The following is a 13,775-nucleotide window of genomic DNA, read 5'->3' as shown; positions in this document are numbered from 1 at the left end:
AAAAAAAAAAAAAAAAATGCAATACTAAAACGGTTTAGCTGGACAATTTTTTAGCATTTTTAGCAAAAAAAGCGGGCTAGGCTCAAACATTTTGTGGATTTCATTCCGTCTGTTAATATATTTCACTTGCGAGGAAACATTATGGAACATTTTTTACAAGGCTTTGTGGTCTGTTTTGGCTTGATCGTGTCGATTGGGGCTCAAAACGCCTTTTTACTCAAACAAGGGATTCTCAAACAACATATTTTTTGGGTTGCCTTGATTTTCTTTTTGCTAGATGTGGTGCTGATGACCCTCGGCGTTCTCGGCTTAGGCACGCTGATAGCTCAATCCCCCGTGGCGAGTTTTGCGTTAGCCGTGTTCGGGGCGATGTTTCTGTTTACCTACGGCAGCCGTTCCTTTTTAAGTGCCTATCGTGGTTCAAGCCAGCTCACCGCCAAACAGGGCGAGCAAGGGGCTAATCTCAAAAAAGCGGTGGCGGTGGCTCTCGCCATTACCCTGCTCAACCCCCACGTTTACATTGATACGGTCGTGATTGTCGGCGGCATCGGCGGCACGCTCACGTTTGAGCAAAAAATCCAATTTTTAATCGGGGCGTTGCTCTGCTCTTTCCTCTGGTTTTTCGGGGTGGGCTACGGGGCAGGCTTCCTCGCACCCTATTTCCAAAAACGCCGAATGTGGCAAATTTTAGATAGCATCACGGGCTTGATTATGTACTCTATCGCCATCAGCCTTGTGATTTATGCGTTCTCGATTGTTGGCTCTCTGATAAGATAATTTTATGCGAACCGCTCAACTTTACCATTACCGCTTGCCTGTCGAAACAGGCGTAATTCTTCGCACCCAACGCCTCAAACAGCGTGAGGGGTTGATCGTGGCATTAAACGAAAACGGCAAAACGGGCTGGGGGGAAATCGCCCCCCTGCCCCAATTTAGCCACGAAACCTTAGCAATCGCCCTCGCCCAAACTCAACAGTGGCTGGCGAAATGGCTTGCGAATCAAAACACGGGCGACCTCGACCAAAACGCCCCCTCGGTGGCATTCGGGCTAAGTTGTGCCTTAGCCGAATTGCACGGCGAATTGGGCGAGCAAGCGGATTTTCGCACCGCCCCGCTCTGCTACGGCGACCCAGACGAACTCTACGCCAAACTGAACGCGATGCAAGGCGAAAAAATCGCCAAAATGAAAGTGGGCTTATACGAAGCCAATCGAGACGGCTTAATCGCCGATATGCTGTGCGAAGCCGTGCCAGATTTAAAACTTCGCCTTGACGCCAACCGTGGCTGGACACTCGAAAAAGCGGGGAAATTTGCCGAAAAAATCGCACAATCCCACCGCTTGCAAATTCAATTTATTGAAGAACCCTGCCAAACCCCCGAACTTTCTCGCCAATTTGCGGAAAAATATGGGATTGCGATTGCGTGGGACGAAACAGTGCGAGAACCAAATTTCCAGCCGAAAGCAGAGCCGAACGTGGCGGCGATTATTATCAAACCAACCCTCACGGGGTCAATCGCCAAATGCGTTCGCCTAATTGAGCAGGCTCATCAGCAGGGGCTGATCGCCGTTATCAGTTCCAGCATTGAAAGCAGCCTTGCCCTCACGCAACTGGCTCGACTCGCTCATCAATACACCCCCAACACGCTGGCGGGGTTAGACACCCTCAACCTAATGAAATCGCAACTGCTGCGAGCGTGGCAAGGCTCAACCCTGCCCCTCGCCGATTTAACTAGCGATTACGTTACAGAATTAACCATCGCACCGCTTGCAAGCGGTGAGATTTTGTAAAATTTTAGGCATTTTATGAAAACAGTTGAAATTTTTACGGACGGCTCGTGCCTCGGCAACCCAGGGAAAGGCGGCATCGGCATTTTGTTGCGTTACAACCAAATTGAAAAAACCGTCAGCCAAGGCTACTTCCAAACCACCAACAACCGAATGGAACTACGAGCCGTGATTGAAGCGTTAAATTTGCTCAAAGAACCTTGCCGAGTGTTGCTGCATAGCGACAGTCAATATATGAAAAATGGGATTCAGAAATGGATTTTTAACTGGAAGAAAAACGACTGGAAAACCAGCGACAAAAAGCCCGTGAAAAACAAAGATTTATGGATTTTGCTCGACCAAGCCACCCACCGCCACCAACTCGAATTGCAGTGGGTCAAAGGACATTCAGGGCATCGTGAAAACGACCTCTGCGATGAACTCGCCAAACAAGGGGCGAATAATCCCACGCTGGAAGATGTGGGGTATGAACCTTAATTACCAACAAGAAAAACACGGAAACCACGGGCGGAAGTTGTCGCGGTAATACCAATCTCGCATTTCTTGCATTTCCTGTTGGGATTTGTAATTTTGCCACGCCATTTTGTAGCAGGCTTGGAACATCGGGTTATTCACTTTTTCCGCATAGCGTTTTTCAAATAATTTCGCCTGTTCCGCCGTTCTGCCAACGGGTGGATGAAATTGTTCCGCAATCAATTCTGCGGTTTCCAAATCACACTGTTTCGCCAATGCCACTTGCAGATTTTGCTCGGCTCGCAAACGCTGTTCCGCACGTTGTTGCGGGCTAACGCACGCGGTTAAAATCAGAGTAACTGAAAAAAGTAACGCCGTTTTGATCGGTTTCATAGTAAAATCCTCGCATTTTTTGGCTATTCTAAATTTCGATTTTACGCAAGGCAATGAAAATATCGATCCTCTCACGCATTCGTCCGCCCGAAATTCTCGCAGGTGGCACGGTGCTACTGCTTATTTTGGGCTTCTATTTTTTCGCCTTGCAAGGGGTATTTTCCGCTGGAAAATCCCTCTCATTTCAATCTTTTTGGCAAGATGACTATCTTCGCCACATTCTGTTATTTAGCTTCGGGCAAGCCTTGTTGTCCGCCTTGCTCGCCATTGCAAGCGGTATGATTTTCGCTAAATCCTTGTTTTACCTTGATTTTAAGGGGAAATCACTGCTGATAAAAATCTGCTCGCTCACCTTTGTATTACCTGCGTTAGTCGCCATTTTTGGCTTAATCGGCATTTACGGCAGTTCGGGCTGGCTAGCTCAACTTTCCACCTTTTTCGGCATTGAATGGCAGCTCAACATTTATGGATTAACGGGAATTTTAATCGCCCACCTCTTTTTTAACATTCCCCTCGCCAGCCGAATGTTTTTGCAGAGTTTTTCCGCCATTCCCAACGAACAACGGCAACTCGCCGCCCAACTCAATTTAAGGGGCTGGGCGTTTTTTCGCTGGGTGGAATTGCCTTATTTACGCCAACAACTTCCTGCGGTGTTTGGCTTAATTTTTATGCTCTGTTTCACCAGTTTTACCATTGTTTTAACCCTCGGTGGCAGCCCAAAATATACCACCCTCGAAGTGGCAATTTATCAAGCAATTATGTTTGAATTTGATTTAACCAAAGCCGCTTTTTTAGCTATTATGCAATTTATTTTTTGCTTTATTTTATTTAGCCTCACCCAAATTTTTAATAAAAATATCAAATCATCGATCAGCACCAGCAAAGTTTGGTTAAACAAGCCCTTGCAAGGGGTAAGATTTTTCTATTTTTCTATTATTATTTTATTCAGCCTTTTTATATTATTACCGCTAGTCAACTTGGTGGTAACAGCGATTTTTTCGGCAAAATGGCAGAGTGTTTTATCAATGCCATTATTTTGGAAATCGACTTTTTACTCGATCAGCATTGCTCTATTTTCCGCTTTGTTTTCGTTGTTAATGGCATTGGCGATTTTATTCCTCGCTCGCAAATTAACTTATCTCTATTTTGAAAGAACCGCCAAATTTATCTTGAACGCTGGAATGACCGTTTTAGCCATTCCAACCTTAGTGGTGGCGATTGGGCTATTTTTATTATTACAACAAATTGAATTTAATCAAGTTCATCTATTTATCATTATTATTCTCTGCAATGCTTTTGCTTCATTGCCCTTTATGCTTAAAACCCTAAGCGTGCCGATGAATCATAATATGCAACGCTATGAAAAATTATGTTCTTCACTGCACATTCAAGGCTGGCAACGCTTTCGCTTAATTGAGTGGCAAAGCCTTTCCAGCCCCGTCAAATATGCGTTTTGCTTGGCGTTTTGTTTTTCCCTTGGCGATTTTACCGCCATTGCCTTATTCGGTAATCAAGAATTTAGCTCATTGCCCTATTTGCTTTATCAACAACTCGGCAGTTATCGAATGAACGAAGCCAGCGTAACCGCTTTTATTTTATTATTGCTCTGCTTTATGGTCTTTTTTATCGCAGAAAGAAAAAATCCGCAAGGAACTCAAAATGATTAAATTAAATAATGTCTTTTTCGATTATAAAGCAATGCCGATGTTTTTCGATTTGCATATTCCTGCCGAGCAGAAAGTAGCAATTATCGGGGCAAGTGGTTCGGGCAAAAGCACATTATTAAATTTAATTGCAGGGTTTGAATTACCCCATAAAGGCGAAATTTGGCTTAATCAACAAAACCATAGCCATTCCCAACCCTTTGAACGCCCCGTTTCAATGTTATTTCAAGAAAATAATCTTTTCCCCCATTTAACCGTTGAGCAAAATATCAGTTTAGGATTAAATCCGCAATTAAAACTCAATGATAAAGAACGAGAAAAAATAAAATCTGCCCTGCAAGCGGTAGGATTATCGGAATTATCTCACCGCTTGCCTACGGAATTATCGGGCGGACAAAAACAACGGGTTGCCCTCGCCCGTTGTTTATTACGCGAAAAACCCATTTTATTATTAGATGAACCTTTTTCCGCCCTTGATCCGATATTACGCGATGAAATGTTGCAATTATTCCTTGATTTATGCGATCAAAAAAAATTAACCCTGCTAATGGTTACCCACCAATTAAGTGAGGTAGAAAATAAAATGGATCGCATACTTCAAATCGAGCAAGGAAGAATTGTCGCCGATCTAAAATAAATGTTTATTTATTCAGTATTTATTGCTATTATCTGTTCAAATTTACAGTAATTAGCGTTGATTTTGAGGTTTAACAATGGCAAAAGCACCGAAAACCGCCTATGTTTGTAACGATTGTGGGGCGGAATACGCCCGTTGGCTAGGGCAATGCAAAGAGTGTAAATCGTGGAATACGATTAGCGAAGTGCGGTTAATTTCCAGCAAAGAAACCACCAAAAACGACCGCTTTTCGGGCTATGCGGGCGAGACTTCGGGCAAGGTGCAAACCCTGTCGGAAATCAGTTTGCAGGAAGTGCCCCGTTTTGGCAGTGGATTTAACGAACTCGACCGTGTGCTTGGCGGCGGTATCGTACCAGGTAGTGCGATTTTAATCGGTGGACATCCAGGGGCAGGTAAAAGTACCCTGTTATTGCAAGTGATGTGCGGTTTGTCGGCTCACATTCCGACCCTCTACGTTACGGGCGAAGAGTCGTTACAACAGGTGGCAATGCGAGCCAACCGCTTGGGCTTGCCAACCGAACACCTCAAAATGCTCTCGGAAACCTCGGTGGAACATATCTGCAACATTGCCGATCAAGAAAAGCCGAAACTAATGGTAATCGACTCGATTCAGGTAATGCACCTTGCCGATATTCAATCTTCGCCAGGTAGTGTGTCGCAGGTGCGTGAATGTGCCTCGTTCCTCACTCGCTACGCCAAAACTCGCCAAGTGGCGATTATTATGGTCGGACACGTTACCAAAGACGGCACGCTGGCAGGCCCGAAAGTGTTAGAACATTGTATTGATGCCTCAATTTTATTAGAGGGCGAGGCGGATTCCCGTTTCCGCACTCTGCGTAGCCAGAAAAACCGCTTTGGGGCGGTCAATGAATTGGGCGTGTTTGCAATGACGGAACAGGGCTTGCGAGAAGTGAAAAATCCGTCCGCCATTTTCCTCAGCCGTAGCGAAGAACAGACCTCGGGCAGTTCGGTAATGGTGTTATGGGAAGGCACACGCCCGTTATTGGTGGAAATCCAAGCCCTTGTTGATCACTCAATGTTAGCCAACCCTCGCCGTGTGGCGGTGGGCTTAGATCACAACCGCCTTTCGCTACTGCTTGCCGTTCTGCACCGCCACGGTGGTTTGCAGATGTCCGATCAAGATGTGTTCGTTAATGTAGTCGGCGGCGTAAAAGTTACCGAAACTAGTGCCGATTTAGCCCTGCTACTCGCCTTGATTTCCAGCTTCCGCAACCGACCTCTACCCCAAGATCTCGTGATCTTCGGCGAAGTTGGCTTGGCAGGCGAAATCCGCCCCGTACCAAGCGGTCAAGAACGGATCAGCGAAGCGGCAAAACACGGCTTCAAACGAGCCATAATCCCCCAAGCCAACGCCCCGAAAAAACCGATTAAGGGAATGGAAGTGTTTACCGTACGGAAATTGTCGGATGCGTTGGATATTTTGAGTAATTTTTAAATAGCAAGCGGTAAGATTTCACAAAATTTTGCAAAATCTTACCGCTTGTAGCCCCCTACCCCCTGCTACGCAGGGTGCTTCCCCCGCAAGCGGGGGCAGATCAGATCAAACTCACTACGAGGAAAAATATCAAAACTTCCACAAAACAAAATCTGCCCCCGCTTGCGGGGGAAGTGGTCGAGCAAAGCGAGACCGTAGGGGGAAATCCCCCACCATAAAAATTGCCAAAACCTCTGAAAATGCGTAAAATCCGTTTTCACTTGTACTAGTAAAGTAGTATGTTTTATTAAATTGTGTGTTTATGGATTCATTACTTCAATTTTTCAGCAGTTTTTTAACCAATGTAACTTGGGTTGGGGCGTTGGAACTGGGGTTGATTTATGCTCTGGTTGCCCTTGGGGTGCTGATTTCTTACAAAATTCTCGACTTTCCTGATCTTACCGCAGACGGCAGTTTTCCGCTGGGCGGCGGCGTTTGCGTGCTTTGTATTCTCAATCAAGTTGATCCGTGGCTTGCAACCTTAATCGGTATGTTGGCGGGTTCAATCGCGGGCGTGATTACCGCTTCGTTGCACATCGGCTTCAAGTTGGAAAAATTGCTTTCGAGCATTTTGATGATGATCGCCCTTTATTCGATCAATCTTCGCATTATGGGTTCGCCGAATGTGTCGTTACTCGGCGAGGCGACCATTTATGACGCGATGCCTGCGAATGATGATCTGCAACTGGCGATTGTCCGTCTGTTAATGGCTGGCTTGGTGGTGGTGATCGCCAAAATTTTGTTTGATCTGTTCTTCGCCACTGAAACGGGGCTGGCGGTGCGAGCGACTGGCACGAATCAACGAATGGCGAAAGCCCAAGGGATTGCGGTCAATAAAATGACCATTTTAGGAATGGCGATTTCTAACGGCTTAATCGCGTTGGGTGGGGCGTTGTATGTGCAAAGCAATGGCGGATTTGATATTTCTATCGGGGTCGGCACCATTGTGATTGGGCTGGCTGCGGTGATTATCGGCGAGGCGATTTTCTCGGCAAAACGAATGATTTGGCTGACCACCGCCGTGATTGCCGGCTCAATTCTCTACCGCTTTTTCATTGCGTTGGCGTTAAATAACGAAGTGCTAAATGGCATCGGCTTCGGCCCGCAAGATTTGAACCTCATTACCGCCCTGCTCGTGGTGTTCGTGCTGGTGTTACCGCAATTCAAGCAAAAATGGTTAGCCAAACGGGGGCAATAATGATCGAACTGAACAATCTTTTTATTACCTTTAATCGTGGCACAGCGATTGAAAACCCTGTTTTGCGAGGGCTATCCCTAAAAGTGGAACAAGGGGAATTTGTGTCGGTGATCGGCAGTAACGGGGCGGGCAAATCGACTCTGCTCAATGCAATTAGTGGCGATTATACGGTGGATTCTGGCGAGATTTTAATTCAAGGCAAAAACGTGAGCCACACCAACAGTTGGCAACGGGCGAATTTGGTCGCTCGCGTGTTTCAAGATCCAATGGCTGGTACTTGCGAAGCCTTAACCATTGAGGAAAATATGGCTCTCGCCTATCAACGCGGCAGAAAACGCGGGCTAGGTTTCGCCCTCAAACGCCAAACCCGTGAACTATTTCGGGAAAAATTGGCGTTGCTCGGATTGGGCTTAGAAAATCGCTTAACCGACCAAATGGGGCGACTTTCAGGCGGGCAGCGACAAGCGGTCAGTTTGTTAATGGCATCGTTACAGCCGTCTAGCATTTTATTGCTGGACGAACACACCGCCGCCCTCGATCCGAAAACCACCGATTTTGTATTGGAATTGACCAATAAAATCGTGCGAGAGCAAAAACTAACCACCCTAATGGTAACCCACTCAATGCAACAAGCCTTGACCTTTGGCGACCGCACCGTAATGCTTCATCAAGGGCAAGTGGCGTTTGATGTGGCAGGGGAACAGCGAAAAAAAATGGGGGTTTCAGACCTACTCGATCTGTTCCAACAAAGCCGTAACGAACAATTAAGCGATGACGGATTACTACTCGGCAACTAGCAAAAGCGGGCAAAATGCCCGTTTTTTTATGGTTTTCTGCCTCGTTTCGATTGGTAAAACATTACCCAGCCCGATCCGAAAATCAATAAATAGCCGAACAGACTCAATAGGTCGGGATATTGGGCGAAAAACACCGCCCCTAACATCGCACTAAATAGCACCGAGGCATAGCTGTAAATGGAAATATCTTTGGCGGCGGCATAGCGATAAGCAAGGGTAACGCCAAACTGCCCAACGGCAGCGGTTAGCCCCGATAGCACCAAATAGACAAATTGTTGCCAAGAAAGTGGGGCGAAATCATAGATCACAAAAGGGATCAACACCAAGGTTGAGAACGCTGAAAAGAAGAAAACGATAGTATGGGGCGATTCGGCTCGTTCAGGTTTGCCGAGTAAGCGTAAACAAAGGTAGGCAAGGGCGGCGAATAACGCCCCGAGTAATCCCACCAAATAAGGCACAAATTGCACCTCAAAGGCAGGTTTGATGATAAACAACGCCCCGACAAAAGCCACAAGGCACAAGCCCCATTGCATTAGGCTGACTCGCTCTTTGAGGAAAATGGCACTCAGCACGATCAACATAAATGAGGTCAATTTGCCGATCATATCCACATCGCTCAATACCAAGCGATCAATAATATAAACACCGCACAAAATACCTAATAACCCCGTGATTGAGCGTAAAATTAACATTCCCCGATTTTGTAGCTTGCCCCAAAACAACGCCCTATTTTTCCACACAATGTACCCGCTTATCATCGCCGTGATCCCATTGCGGAAAATCGCTTTTTCGGCAAGGGGCAAATCGCCCGCTAATCGCATAAATAATGCCATTAACGCAAACCCTAGGGCGGAAATTAAAATCGTAATGACGCCTTTGTGTAACGGGGAAAGTTTCTGCCAGTAAGCCATTTTGAAACCTAATCAGAATGAGGAATATTTTTTCGATACAAAGAAAAAACCTCTGATTGCTCAGAGGTTTTTCCCATTAACGTACTAAGGAGGTATATTATGACGTTTAAATTAGTTGGCGGAATGGACGGGACTCGAACCCGCGACCCCCTGCGTGACAGGCAGGTATTCTAACCAGCTGAACTACCACTCCGCAGCGAACGAGGCGTATAATAATGATTTCGCTCTCACTCGTCAAACGCTTTTTTCAGAAAATTTTTCGTTTGATTTTAAAATCGCCAAAACGGCTATTTTTTAGTGAGATTGTGCCGTTTCTTCGCTCGTTAAGCGTTGCCAAAGGCAATTTCCTTTGGATTTTTCCGCCAGCAATGCCAACATTTGCTGATGTGCCGCCAGCTCTTCTTCATTCGCTTTCAGCACCACCATTTGCGATAAATCCACATCCAAGCGTTGAATGGTAAAATTTTCCTCGCTAACCACCGCTTGCACCTCTTGATTTTCTTCTTCCAACAGGGCGATTTGACCGCCCGTCATCATCAAGAACACATCGGCAAGGATTTCCGCATCCAGCAACGCCCCGTGCAACACACGCTTGCTGTTATCAATCCCCAGTCGGCTACACAAAGCATCTAAATTATTTTTCTTGCCAGGGTACATCTTTTTCGCCAACTGCAAGCTGTCCGTTACCACGCACATCTCTTTGGTTTTCGGCGGTGGATTTGGCAAAAACGAAAATTCCTGATCCATAAAGCCCACATCGAAGGGGGCGTTGTGAATCACCAATTCCGCCCCTTTGATAAATTCGACAAATTCATCGGCAATTTCGGCAAACGTGGGCTTATCTTGCAGAAACTCGTTGGTAATGCCGTGAACGCGAATCGCTTCCTCATCAACTTCACGCGGCGGTTTGATATAAACGTGGAACGTCCGCCCCGTCAAACGGCGGTTAATCACTTCCACCGCCCCAATCTCAATAATGTTATGCCCAATATGCGGCTGCCCGCTGAAATTCATCCCCGTGGTTTCCGTATCCAGCACCACCTGCCGAACGACTGGTTCTTGATTGATCATTTTTTATCCTTTAAATCAACTGAATTAACGCTATTCTATAAACCTTGCTCGTAATATGCAATTTGTGGATGAACAAGCGGTGAGATTGTGCAAAATTTTTCGAGATCCCACCGCTTGCATTCCCTCTAATTCAACCCCACCGCCACTAACCAGCCGATGAAGAAGAATTGTATCGTGCCGATGATCACACCGAGTAGGCTTGCATAAAGAACGGTGCGGAAATTGACGTGCATTGTGCCGGCGAGAAAGGGCATAAATTTGGCGATAGGTCCTGTTAAGCGAGCGGTAAAAATCGCAATGCCGCCACGCCGTTGCATTAGGCGTTTGGCTCGCAGGTAGTTGAGCCGCCGTTTCGCCCCTTTGTGGATAAACCGCCGAATAATGCCCTCGCCGTAGCATTGCCCGAGCCAGTAGCTGCTCAAATCGCCGAATAAGGCACTTGCCCAAATCAGCGGAATCAGCCACCATTGGGCGGTCAGCCCCACCGCATAGCCTGTCGCGATGAAAAATAGCTCGCCCAACACAAATACACTGGTGAGCAAAAAGGCGTCAGCAAACGCCCCGAATGCAAGAATGGCGGGCAGCCACGGGGATGCCAGCCATTCGTTTAACCAACTTGGGATCATTGTTGATAATGCCCGAACGGATAAGGGATTTCGTTATTGCGTAGCTCGCCTTTGAGCAATCGCATTGTGTTGGCTTTCAAATAGAGATAGCCCGTTTTAAGCACGCCGTCTTGATTGAGGCGGCGGGTGTTAAATTCAAAAAAGACGGGTAACATTCTGAATTTAAAGGTTTTTGCCGCACGTTTAACGTAATCACAATCCTCGCAGAGGGTAATTTGTGGGTCAAATCCGCCGATCATTTGATGTACGGTTTTGGTTGAGAAAATACACGCCCCTGTGCAGGTTGGGAAATTATATTGGGTTGCCAGCATTCCCCAATCAAAGGCTTTCACCCCAATGCGGGTCAAGCGGTTCGGATCGTTACTCGCCATTCGCCCTGCCGCCACCGCTAACCCTTTCTCACGCAAGGCTTTTTCGGCGTTGGCGAGAAAATCTGGCTCAATTCGCACATCAGCGTCAAGGAACACAAGGCGTTCGTAGCGTGCCGCTTCCGCCCCTGTGTTGCGTCCGAGACTTGCCCCTCGTTCATTCATTACAATGGTGCGAAGATCCAAACGATCTTGATAGGTTTTGGCGATCTCAACCGTGTCATCATCGCTACAACTATCCACCACAATCACTTCAAAATGGGGGTAAGTTTGAGCGGTCAGATCTTCCAAAAGATTCGCAATGTTTTTCTGTTCATTCAGGGTAATCACCACCACCGACATCGGGGCGTTTTCATTAAAAAGGTTTTTCATTTGGGTTTCCTCTCTGGGTTAAAGTTGGTGAAAGGATAGCAACCAAATCTTAAAGAATGCTTAATGGCGAAAACAAGCGGTGCGATTGCGTAAAATTTTGCAAATCCGACTGTGCTAGTCGGGAAAATCTTGCCCGAAGATCCATTCCCCCCTAAAATATCGCCAATTTTTTATCATTTACTCGGAAATTTTTATGGAAACTATTGTTATCGTTGGCGGTGGGGCTGGTGGATTGGAACTCGCCACCTACCTCGGCAATAAATTAGGCTCAAAAAAACGTGCCAAAGTGGTGTTGATTGATCGCAACAGCACCCACCTTTGGAAACCCTTATTACACGAAGTGGCGACAGGTTCGCTCGATGAGGGAACGGACGCATTAAGCTACCGCGCCCACGCCAAAAATCACGGTTTTGAGTTCCAACTCGGCACTTTAACGGCGGTGGATCGCAACAAAAAAGAAGTTACCCTCGCCCCGATTTTCAATGAACAGAACGAAGTATTGGTGGCAGAACGCCATATCGCCTACGATAAATTAGTGATTGCGATTGGCAGCACCTCAAACGATTTCGGCACCAAAGGCGTGGCGGAACATTGCATTTTCTTAGACGGTTCGGAACAAGCCAAACGCTTCCACAAGCAGATGATGGAACAATTCCTCAAATTCTCAAACAACAACGACAAATCCGTCAGCATTGCGATTGTCGGCGGTGGGGCAACGGGGATCGAACTTTCGGCGGAACTCTACAATGCGGTCAAATATCTGCACGCCTACGGCTTCGGCAAACTCAACAATACCAACCTCAAAGTTACCCTCGTGGAAGCGGGCGGTCGCTTAATTCCAGCCTTAACGGAAAAAGTGTCGCAATCGGCGTTGTCGGAATTGCGTCAGTTGGGCGTGGACGTGCGGTTAAACACCAAAATCACCGAAGCCACTGCCGAGGGCTTGCTCACCAGCGAGGGCGAGCTGATTGAGGCGGATTTAATGGTGTGGGCGGCTGGCGTGAAAGCCCCTGATTTTGTACGCAATTTTGGCTTTGAAACCAACCGCTTGAATCAAATCGAAATTAAAGACACCCTACAAACCACGGTGGACGAGAATGTGTATGTGATCGGCGATTGTGCCTCGTTAATCCAAGACGGCAAGCCGATTCCGCCCAAAGCCCAAGCCGCTCACCAAATGGCGACCCAATGCGGCAAAAACATCGTGGCACAACTGGAAAATAAACCGCTCAAACCCTTCGTGTTCAACGATAAAGGCTCGTTGCTCTCGTTCTCACGCTTCGGCACGGTCGGCAATTTAATGGGTAACCTCGTGAGCGGTAATATGTTCATCGAGGGCAAAATCGCCCGTGTGGCATACCTCTCGCTCTACCGTATGCACCAAGTGGCATTGCACGGCTGGATCAAAACGGGCTTAATCCTGCTCGTGGGGCAGATTAACCGCTTCTTGCGTCCGTCAATGAAGTTGCACTAAGGGAAATTTCTCACAATCCGACCGCTTGTATGGCTGATTTACCGATTCTCAAAATGCAAGTTCAACGCCAACTTCGCCGTGATCTCGCCACCGCCAACGCCCATTTTGGCAAAACTTTTACCGAGCCGAGCGTAAGCTACAAAGTGCGGGGGCTGAAAGCGGGGGCGGCTTATTTGCAGCAGAATGAAATTCGGCTCAACCCCGTTTTATTGCAAGAAAACGGGCAAGCCTTTATTCAGCAGGTCGTGCCGCACGAGTTGGCTCATCTGTTGGTTTATCAGCAATTCGGGCGGGTGCAACCCCACGGCAAAGAATGGCAAATGATGATGGGCGTACTCGGCGTGCCAGCGGACGTTCGCCACTGTTTTAATGTGGAAAATGTGCAAGGTTCGCAATTTCGCTATCAATGCGACTGCCAAATTCACACCCTTTCTATCCGCCGCCATAATGCCATTTCGCAGGGAAAGAGGTCTTATATTTGCAAAAAATGCCGTAAGCCTTTACGATTAGCCCCTTGCTAATTTTGAGGT

At 47.0% G+C, this 13,775-nt stretch carries 15 protein-coding genes and 1 tRNA gene; 10 read left to right on the top strand and 6 right to left on the bottom strand.

What is annotated here, in order from left to right; all coding sequences use genetic code 11:
- The first annotated feature begins 141 nt into the window (after positions 1 to 141).
- Genes B0187_RS04085 through rnhA form a run of 3 tightly spaced genes read left to right on the top strand, consistent with a single transcriptional unit; the run spans position 142 to position 2,263 of the window.
- A complete protein-coding gene (locus tag B0187_RS04085; RefSeq protein WP_078236582.1) occupies positions 142 to 777 on the top strand; it encodes a LysE/ArgO family amino acid transporter in 636 nt (211 codons plus the stop codon).
- Between the two features lie 4 nt (positions 778 to 781).
- On the top strand, positions 782 to 1,789 hold the full coding sequence (menC, locus tag B0187_RS04080; RefSeq protein ID WP_078236581.1) for an o-succinylbenzoate synthase: 1,008 nt from the start codon (positions 782 to 784) through the stop codon (positions 1,787 to 1,789).
- Between the two features lie 15 nt (positions 1,790 to 1,804).
- Positions 1,805 to 2,263, top strand: coding sequence for a ribonuclease HI (gene rnhA, locus B0187_RS04075; protein WP_078236580.1), 459 nt, complete (start codon positions 1,805 to 1,807; stop codon positions 2,261 to 2,263).
- On the opposite strand, the gene B0187_RS04070 is transcribed toward rnhA, so the two are convergent.
- On the bottom strand, positions 2,264 to 2,632 hold the full coding sequence (locus tag B0187_RS04070) for a hypothetical protein (protein ID WP_078236579.1): 369 nt from the start codon (positions 2,630 to 2,632) through the stop codon (positions 2,264 to 2,266).
- Between the two features lie 53 nt (positions 2,633 to 2,685).
- Here B0187_RS04070 and thiP point away from each other — a divergent pair, with 53 nt between their 5' ends.
- The 5 genes from thiP to B0187_RS04045 all read left to right on the top strand — a co-directional run bounded on the left by thiP (position 2,686) and on the right by B0187_RS04045 (position 8,423).
- Positions 2,686 to 4,299 (top strand): thiamine/thiamine pyrophosphate ABC transporter permease ThiP, encoded by a 1,614-nt coding sequence (gene thiP, locus B0187_RS04065; protein WP_078236578.1) that lies wholly within the window; start codon positions 2,686 to 2,688, stop codon positions 4,297 to 4,299.
- A complete protein-coding gene (thiQ, locus tag B0187_RS04060) occupies positions 4,292 to 4,933 on the top strand; it encodes a thiamine ABC transporter ATP-binding protein (RefSeq protein ID WP_078236577.1) in 642 nt (213 codons plus the stop codon). Before thiP ends, thiQ begins: the two co-directional genes overlap by 8 nt.
- A 76-nt stretch (positions 4,934 to 5,009) precedes the next feature.
- The gene (radA, locus tag B0187_RS04055) at positions 5,010 to 6,389 is read left to right on the top strand and encodes a DNA repair protein RadA (protein ID WP_078236576.1); all 1,380 of its coding nucleotides are present in this window, start codon (positions 5,010 to 5,012) and stop codon (positions 6,387 to 6,389) included.
- Positions 6,390 to 6,690: 301 nt separating this feature from the next.
- The gene (locus tag B0187_RS04050; RefSeq protein WP_078236575.1) at positions 6,691 to 7,626 is read left to right on the top strand and encodes an ABC transporter permease; all 936 of its coding nucleotides are present in this window, start codon (positions 6,691 to 6,693) and stop codon (positions 7,624 to 7,626) included.
- Positions 7,626 to 8,423, top strand: coding sequence for an ABC transporter ATP-binding protein (locus B0187_RS04045; RefSeq protein WP_078236574.1), 798 nt, complete (start codon positions 7,626 to 7,628; stop codon positions 8,421 to 8,423). The genes B0187_RS04050 and B0187_RS04045 overlap by 1 nt, the downstream gene beginning before the upstream one ends.
- Positions 8,424 to 8,449: 26 nt before the next feature.
- Here B0187_RS04045 and B0187_RS04040 read toward each other — a convergent pair whose 3' ends face one another.
- From B0187_RS04040 to B0187_RS04020, 5 genes are all read right to left on the bottom strand, one after another.
- Positions 8,450 to 9,334 (bottom strand): DMT family transporter, encoded by an 885-nt coding sequence (locus tag B0187_RS04040; protein ID WP_078236573.1) that lies wholly within the window; start codon positions 9,332 to 9,334, stop codon positions 8,450 to 8,452.
- Positions 9,335 to 9,450: 116 nt separating this feature from the next.
- Positions 9,451 to 9,527: transfer RNA gene (locus tag B0187_RS04035), tRNA-Asp, on the bottom strand.
- A gap of 101 nt (positions 9,528 to 9,628) precedes the next feature.
- Positions 9,629 to 10,405: a DNA polymerase III subunit epsilon gene (dnaQ, locus tag B0187_RS04030; RefSeq protein WP_425432433.1), complete on the bottom strand. Its 777-nt coding sequence runs from the start codon at positions 10,403 to 10,405 to the stop codon at positions 9,629 to 9,631.
- Between the two features lie 125 nt (positions 10,406 to 10,530).
- Positions 10,531 to 11,031 (bottom strand): DedA family protein, encoded by a 501-nt coding sequence (locus B0187_RS04025; protein ID WP_078236572.1) that lies wholly within the window; start codon positions 11,029 to 11,031, stop codon positions 10,531 to 10,533.
- Positions 11,028 to 11,771: a glycosyltransferase family 2 protein gene (locus tag B0187_RS04020; protein ID WP_078236571.1), complete on the bottom strand. Its 744-nt coding sequence runs from the start codon at positions 11,769 to 11,771 to the stop codon at positions 11,028 to 11,030. The genes B0187_RS04025 and B0187_RS04020 overlap by 4 nt, the downstream gene beginning before the upstream one ends.
- A 193-nt stretch (positions 11,772 to 11,964) precedes the next feature.
- Between B0187_RS04020 and B0187_RS04015 the strand changes: the two genes are divergently transcribed.
- Complete coding sequence (locus B0187_RS04015) at positions 11,965 to 13,245, top strand: NAD(P)/FAD-dependent oxidoreductase (RefSeq protein WP_078236570.1); 1,281 nt, start codon at positions 11,965 to 11,967, stop codon at positions 13,243 to 13,245.
- Positions 13,246 to 13,274: 29 nt separating this feature from the next.
- A complete protein-coding gene (locus tag B0187_RS04010; protein ID WP_078236569.1) occupies positions 13,275 to 13,766 on the top strand; it encodes a SprT family zinc-dependent metalloprotease in 492 nt (163 codons plus the stop codon).
- Positions 13,767 to 13,775: the final 9 nt, after the last annotated feature.

Origin of the sequence: Haemophilus paracuniculus, assembly GCF_002015115.1 — a bacterium.
GTDB lineage: Bacteria > Pseudomonadota > Gammaproteobacteria > Enterobacterales > Pasteurellaceae > Haemophilus_E > Haemophilus_E paracuniculus.
Note: the sequence above shows the minus strand (reverse complement) of the source record. Positions and strands in the feature narration are given on the sequence as shown.

What these genes read in the sequence shown, in the direction of transcription:
- B0187_RS04085 (WP_078236582.1), top strand. Translation starts at nt 142, where the DNA reads ATGGAACATTTTTTACAAGGCTTTGTGGTCTGTTTTGGCTTGATCGTG.
- menC (WP_078236581.1), top strand. Translation starts at nt 782, where the DNA reads ATGCGAACCGCTCAACTTTACCATTACCGCTTGCCTGTCGAAACAGGC.
- rnhA (WP_078236580.1), top strand. Translation starts at nt 1,805, where the DNA reads ATGAAAACAGTTGAAATTTTTACGGACGGCTCGTGCCTCGGCAACCCA.
- B0187_RS04070 (WP_078236579.1), bottom strand. Translation starts at nt 2,632, where the DNA reads ATGAAACCGATCAAAACGGCGTTACTTTTTTCAGTTACTCTGATTTTA.
- thiP (WP_078236578.1), top strand. Translation starts at nt 2,686, where the DNA reads ATGAAAATATCGATCCTCTCACGCATTCGTCCGCCCGAAATTCTCGCA.
- thiQ (WP_078236577.1), top strand. Translation starts at nt 4,292, where the DNA reads ATGATTAAATTAAATAATGTCTTTTTCGATTATAAAGCAATGCCGATG.
- radA (WP_078236576.1), top strand. Translation starts at nt 5,010, where the DNA reads ATGGCAAAAGCACCGAAAACCGCCTATGTTTGTAACGATTGTGGGGCG.
- B0187_RS04050 (WP_078236575.1), top strand. Translation starts at nt 6,691, where the DNA reads ATGGATTCATTACTTCAATTTTTCAGCAGTTTTTTAACCAATGTAACT.
- B0187_RS04045 (WP_078236574.1), top strand. Translation starts at nt 7,626, where the DNA reads ATGATCGAACTGAACAATCTTTTTATTACCTTTAATCGTGGCACAGCG.
- B0187_RS04040 (WP_078236573.1), bottom strand. Translation starts at nt 9,334, where the DNA reads ATGGCTTACTGGCAGAAACTTTCCCCGTTACACAAAGGCGTCATTACG.
- dnaQ (WP_425432433.1), bottom strand. Translation starts at nt 10,405, where the DNA reads ATGATCAATCAAGAACCAGTCGTTCGGCAGGTGGTGCTGGATACGGAA.
- B0187_RS04025 (WP_078236572.1), bottom strand. Translation starts at nt 11,031, where the DNA reads ATGATCCCAAGTTGGTTAAACGAATGGCTGGCATCCCCGTGGCTGCCC.
- B0187_RS04020 (WP_078236571.1), bottom strand. Translation starts at nt 11,771, where the DNA reads ATGAAAAACCTTTTTAATGAAAACGCCCCGATGTCGGTGGTGGTGATT.
- B0187_RS04015 (WP_078236570.1), top strand. Translation starts at nt 11,965, where the DNA reads ATGGAAACTATTGTTATCGTTGGCGGTGGGGCTGGTGGATTGGAACTC.
- B0187_RS04010 (WP_078236569.1), top strand. Translation starts at nt 13,275, where the DNA reads ATGGCTGATTTACCGATTCTCAAAATGCAAGTTCAACGCCAACTTCGC.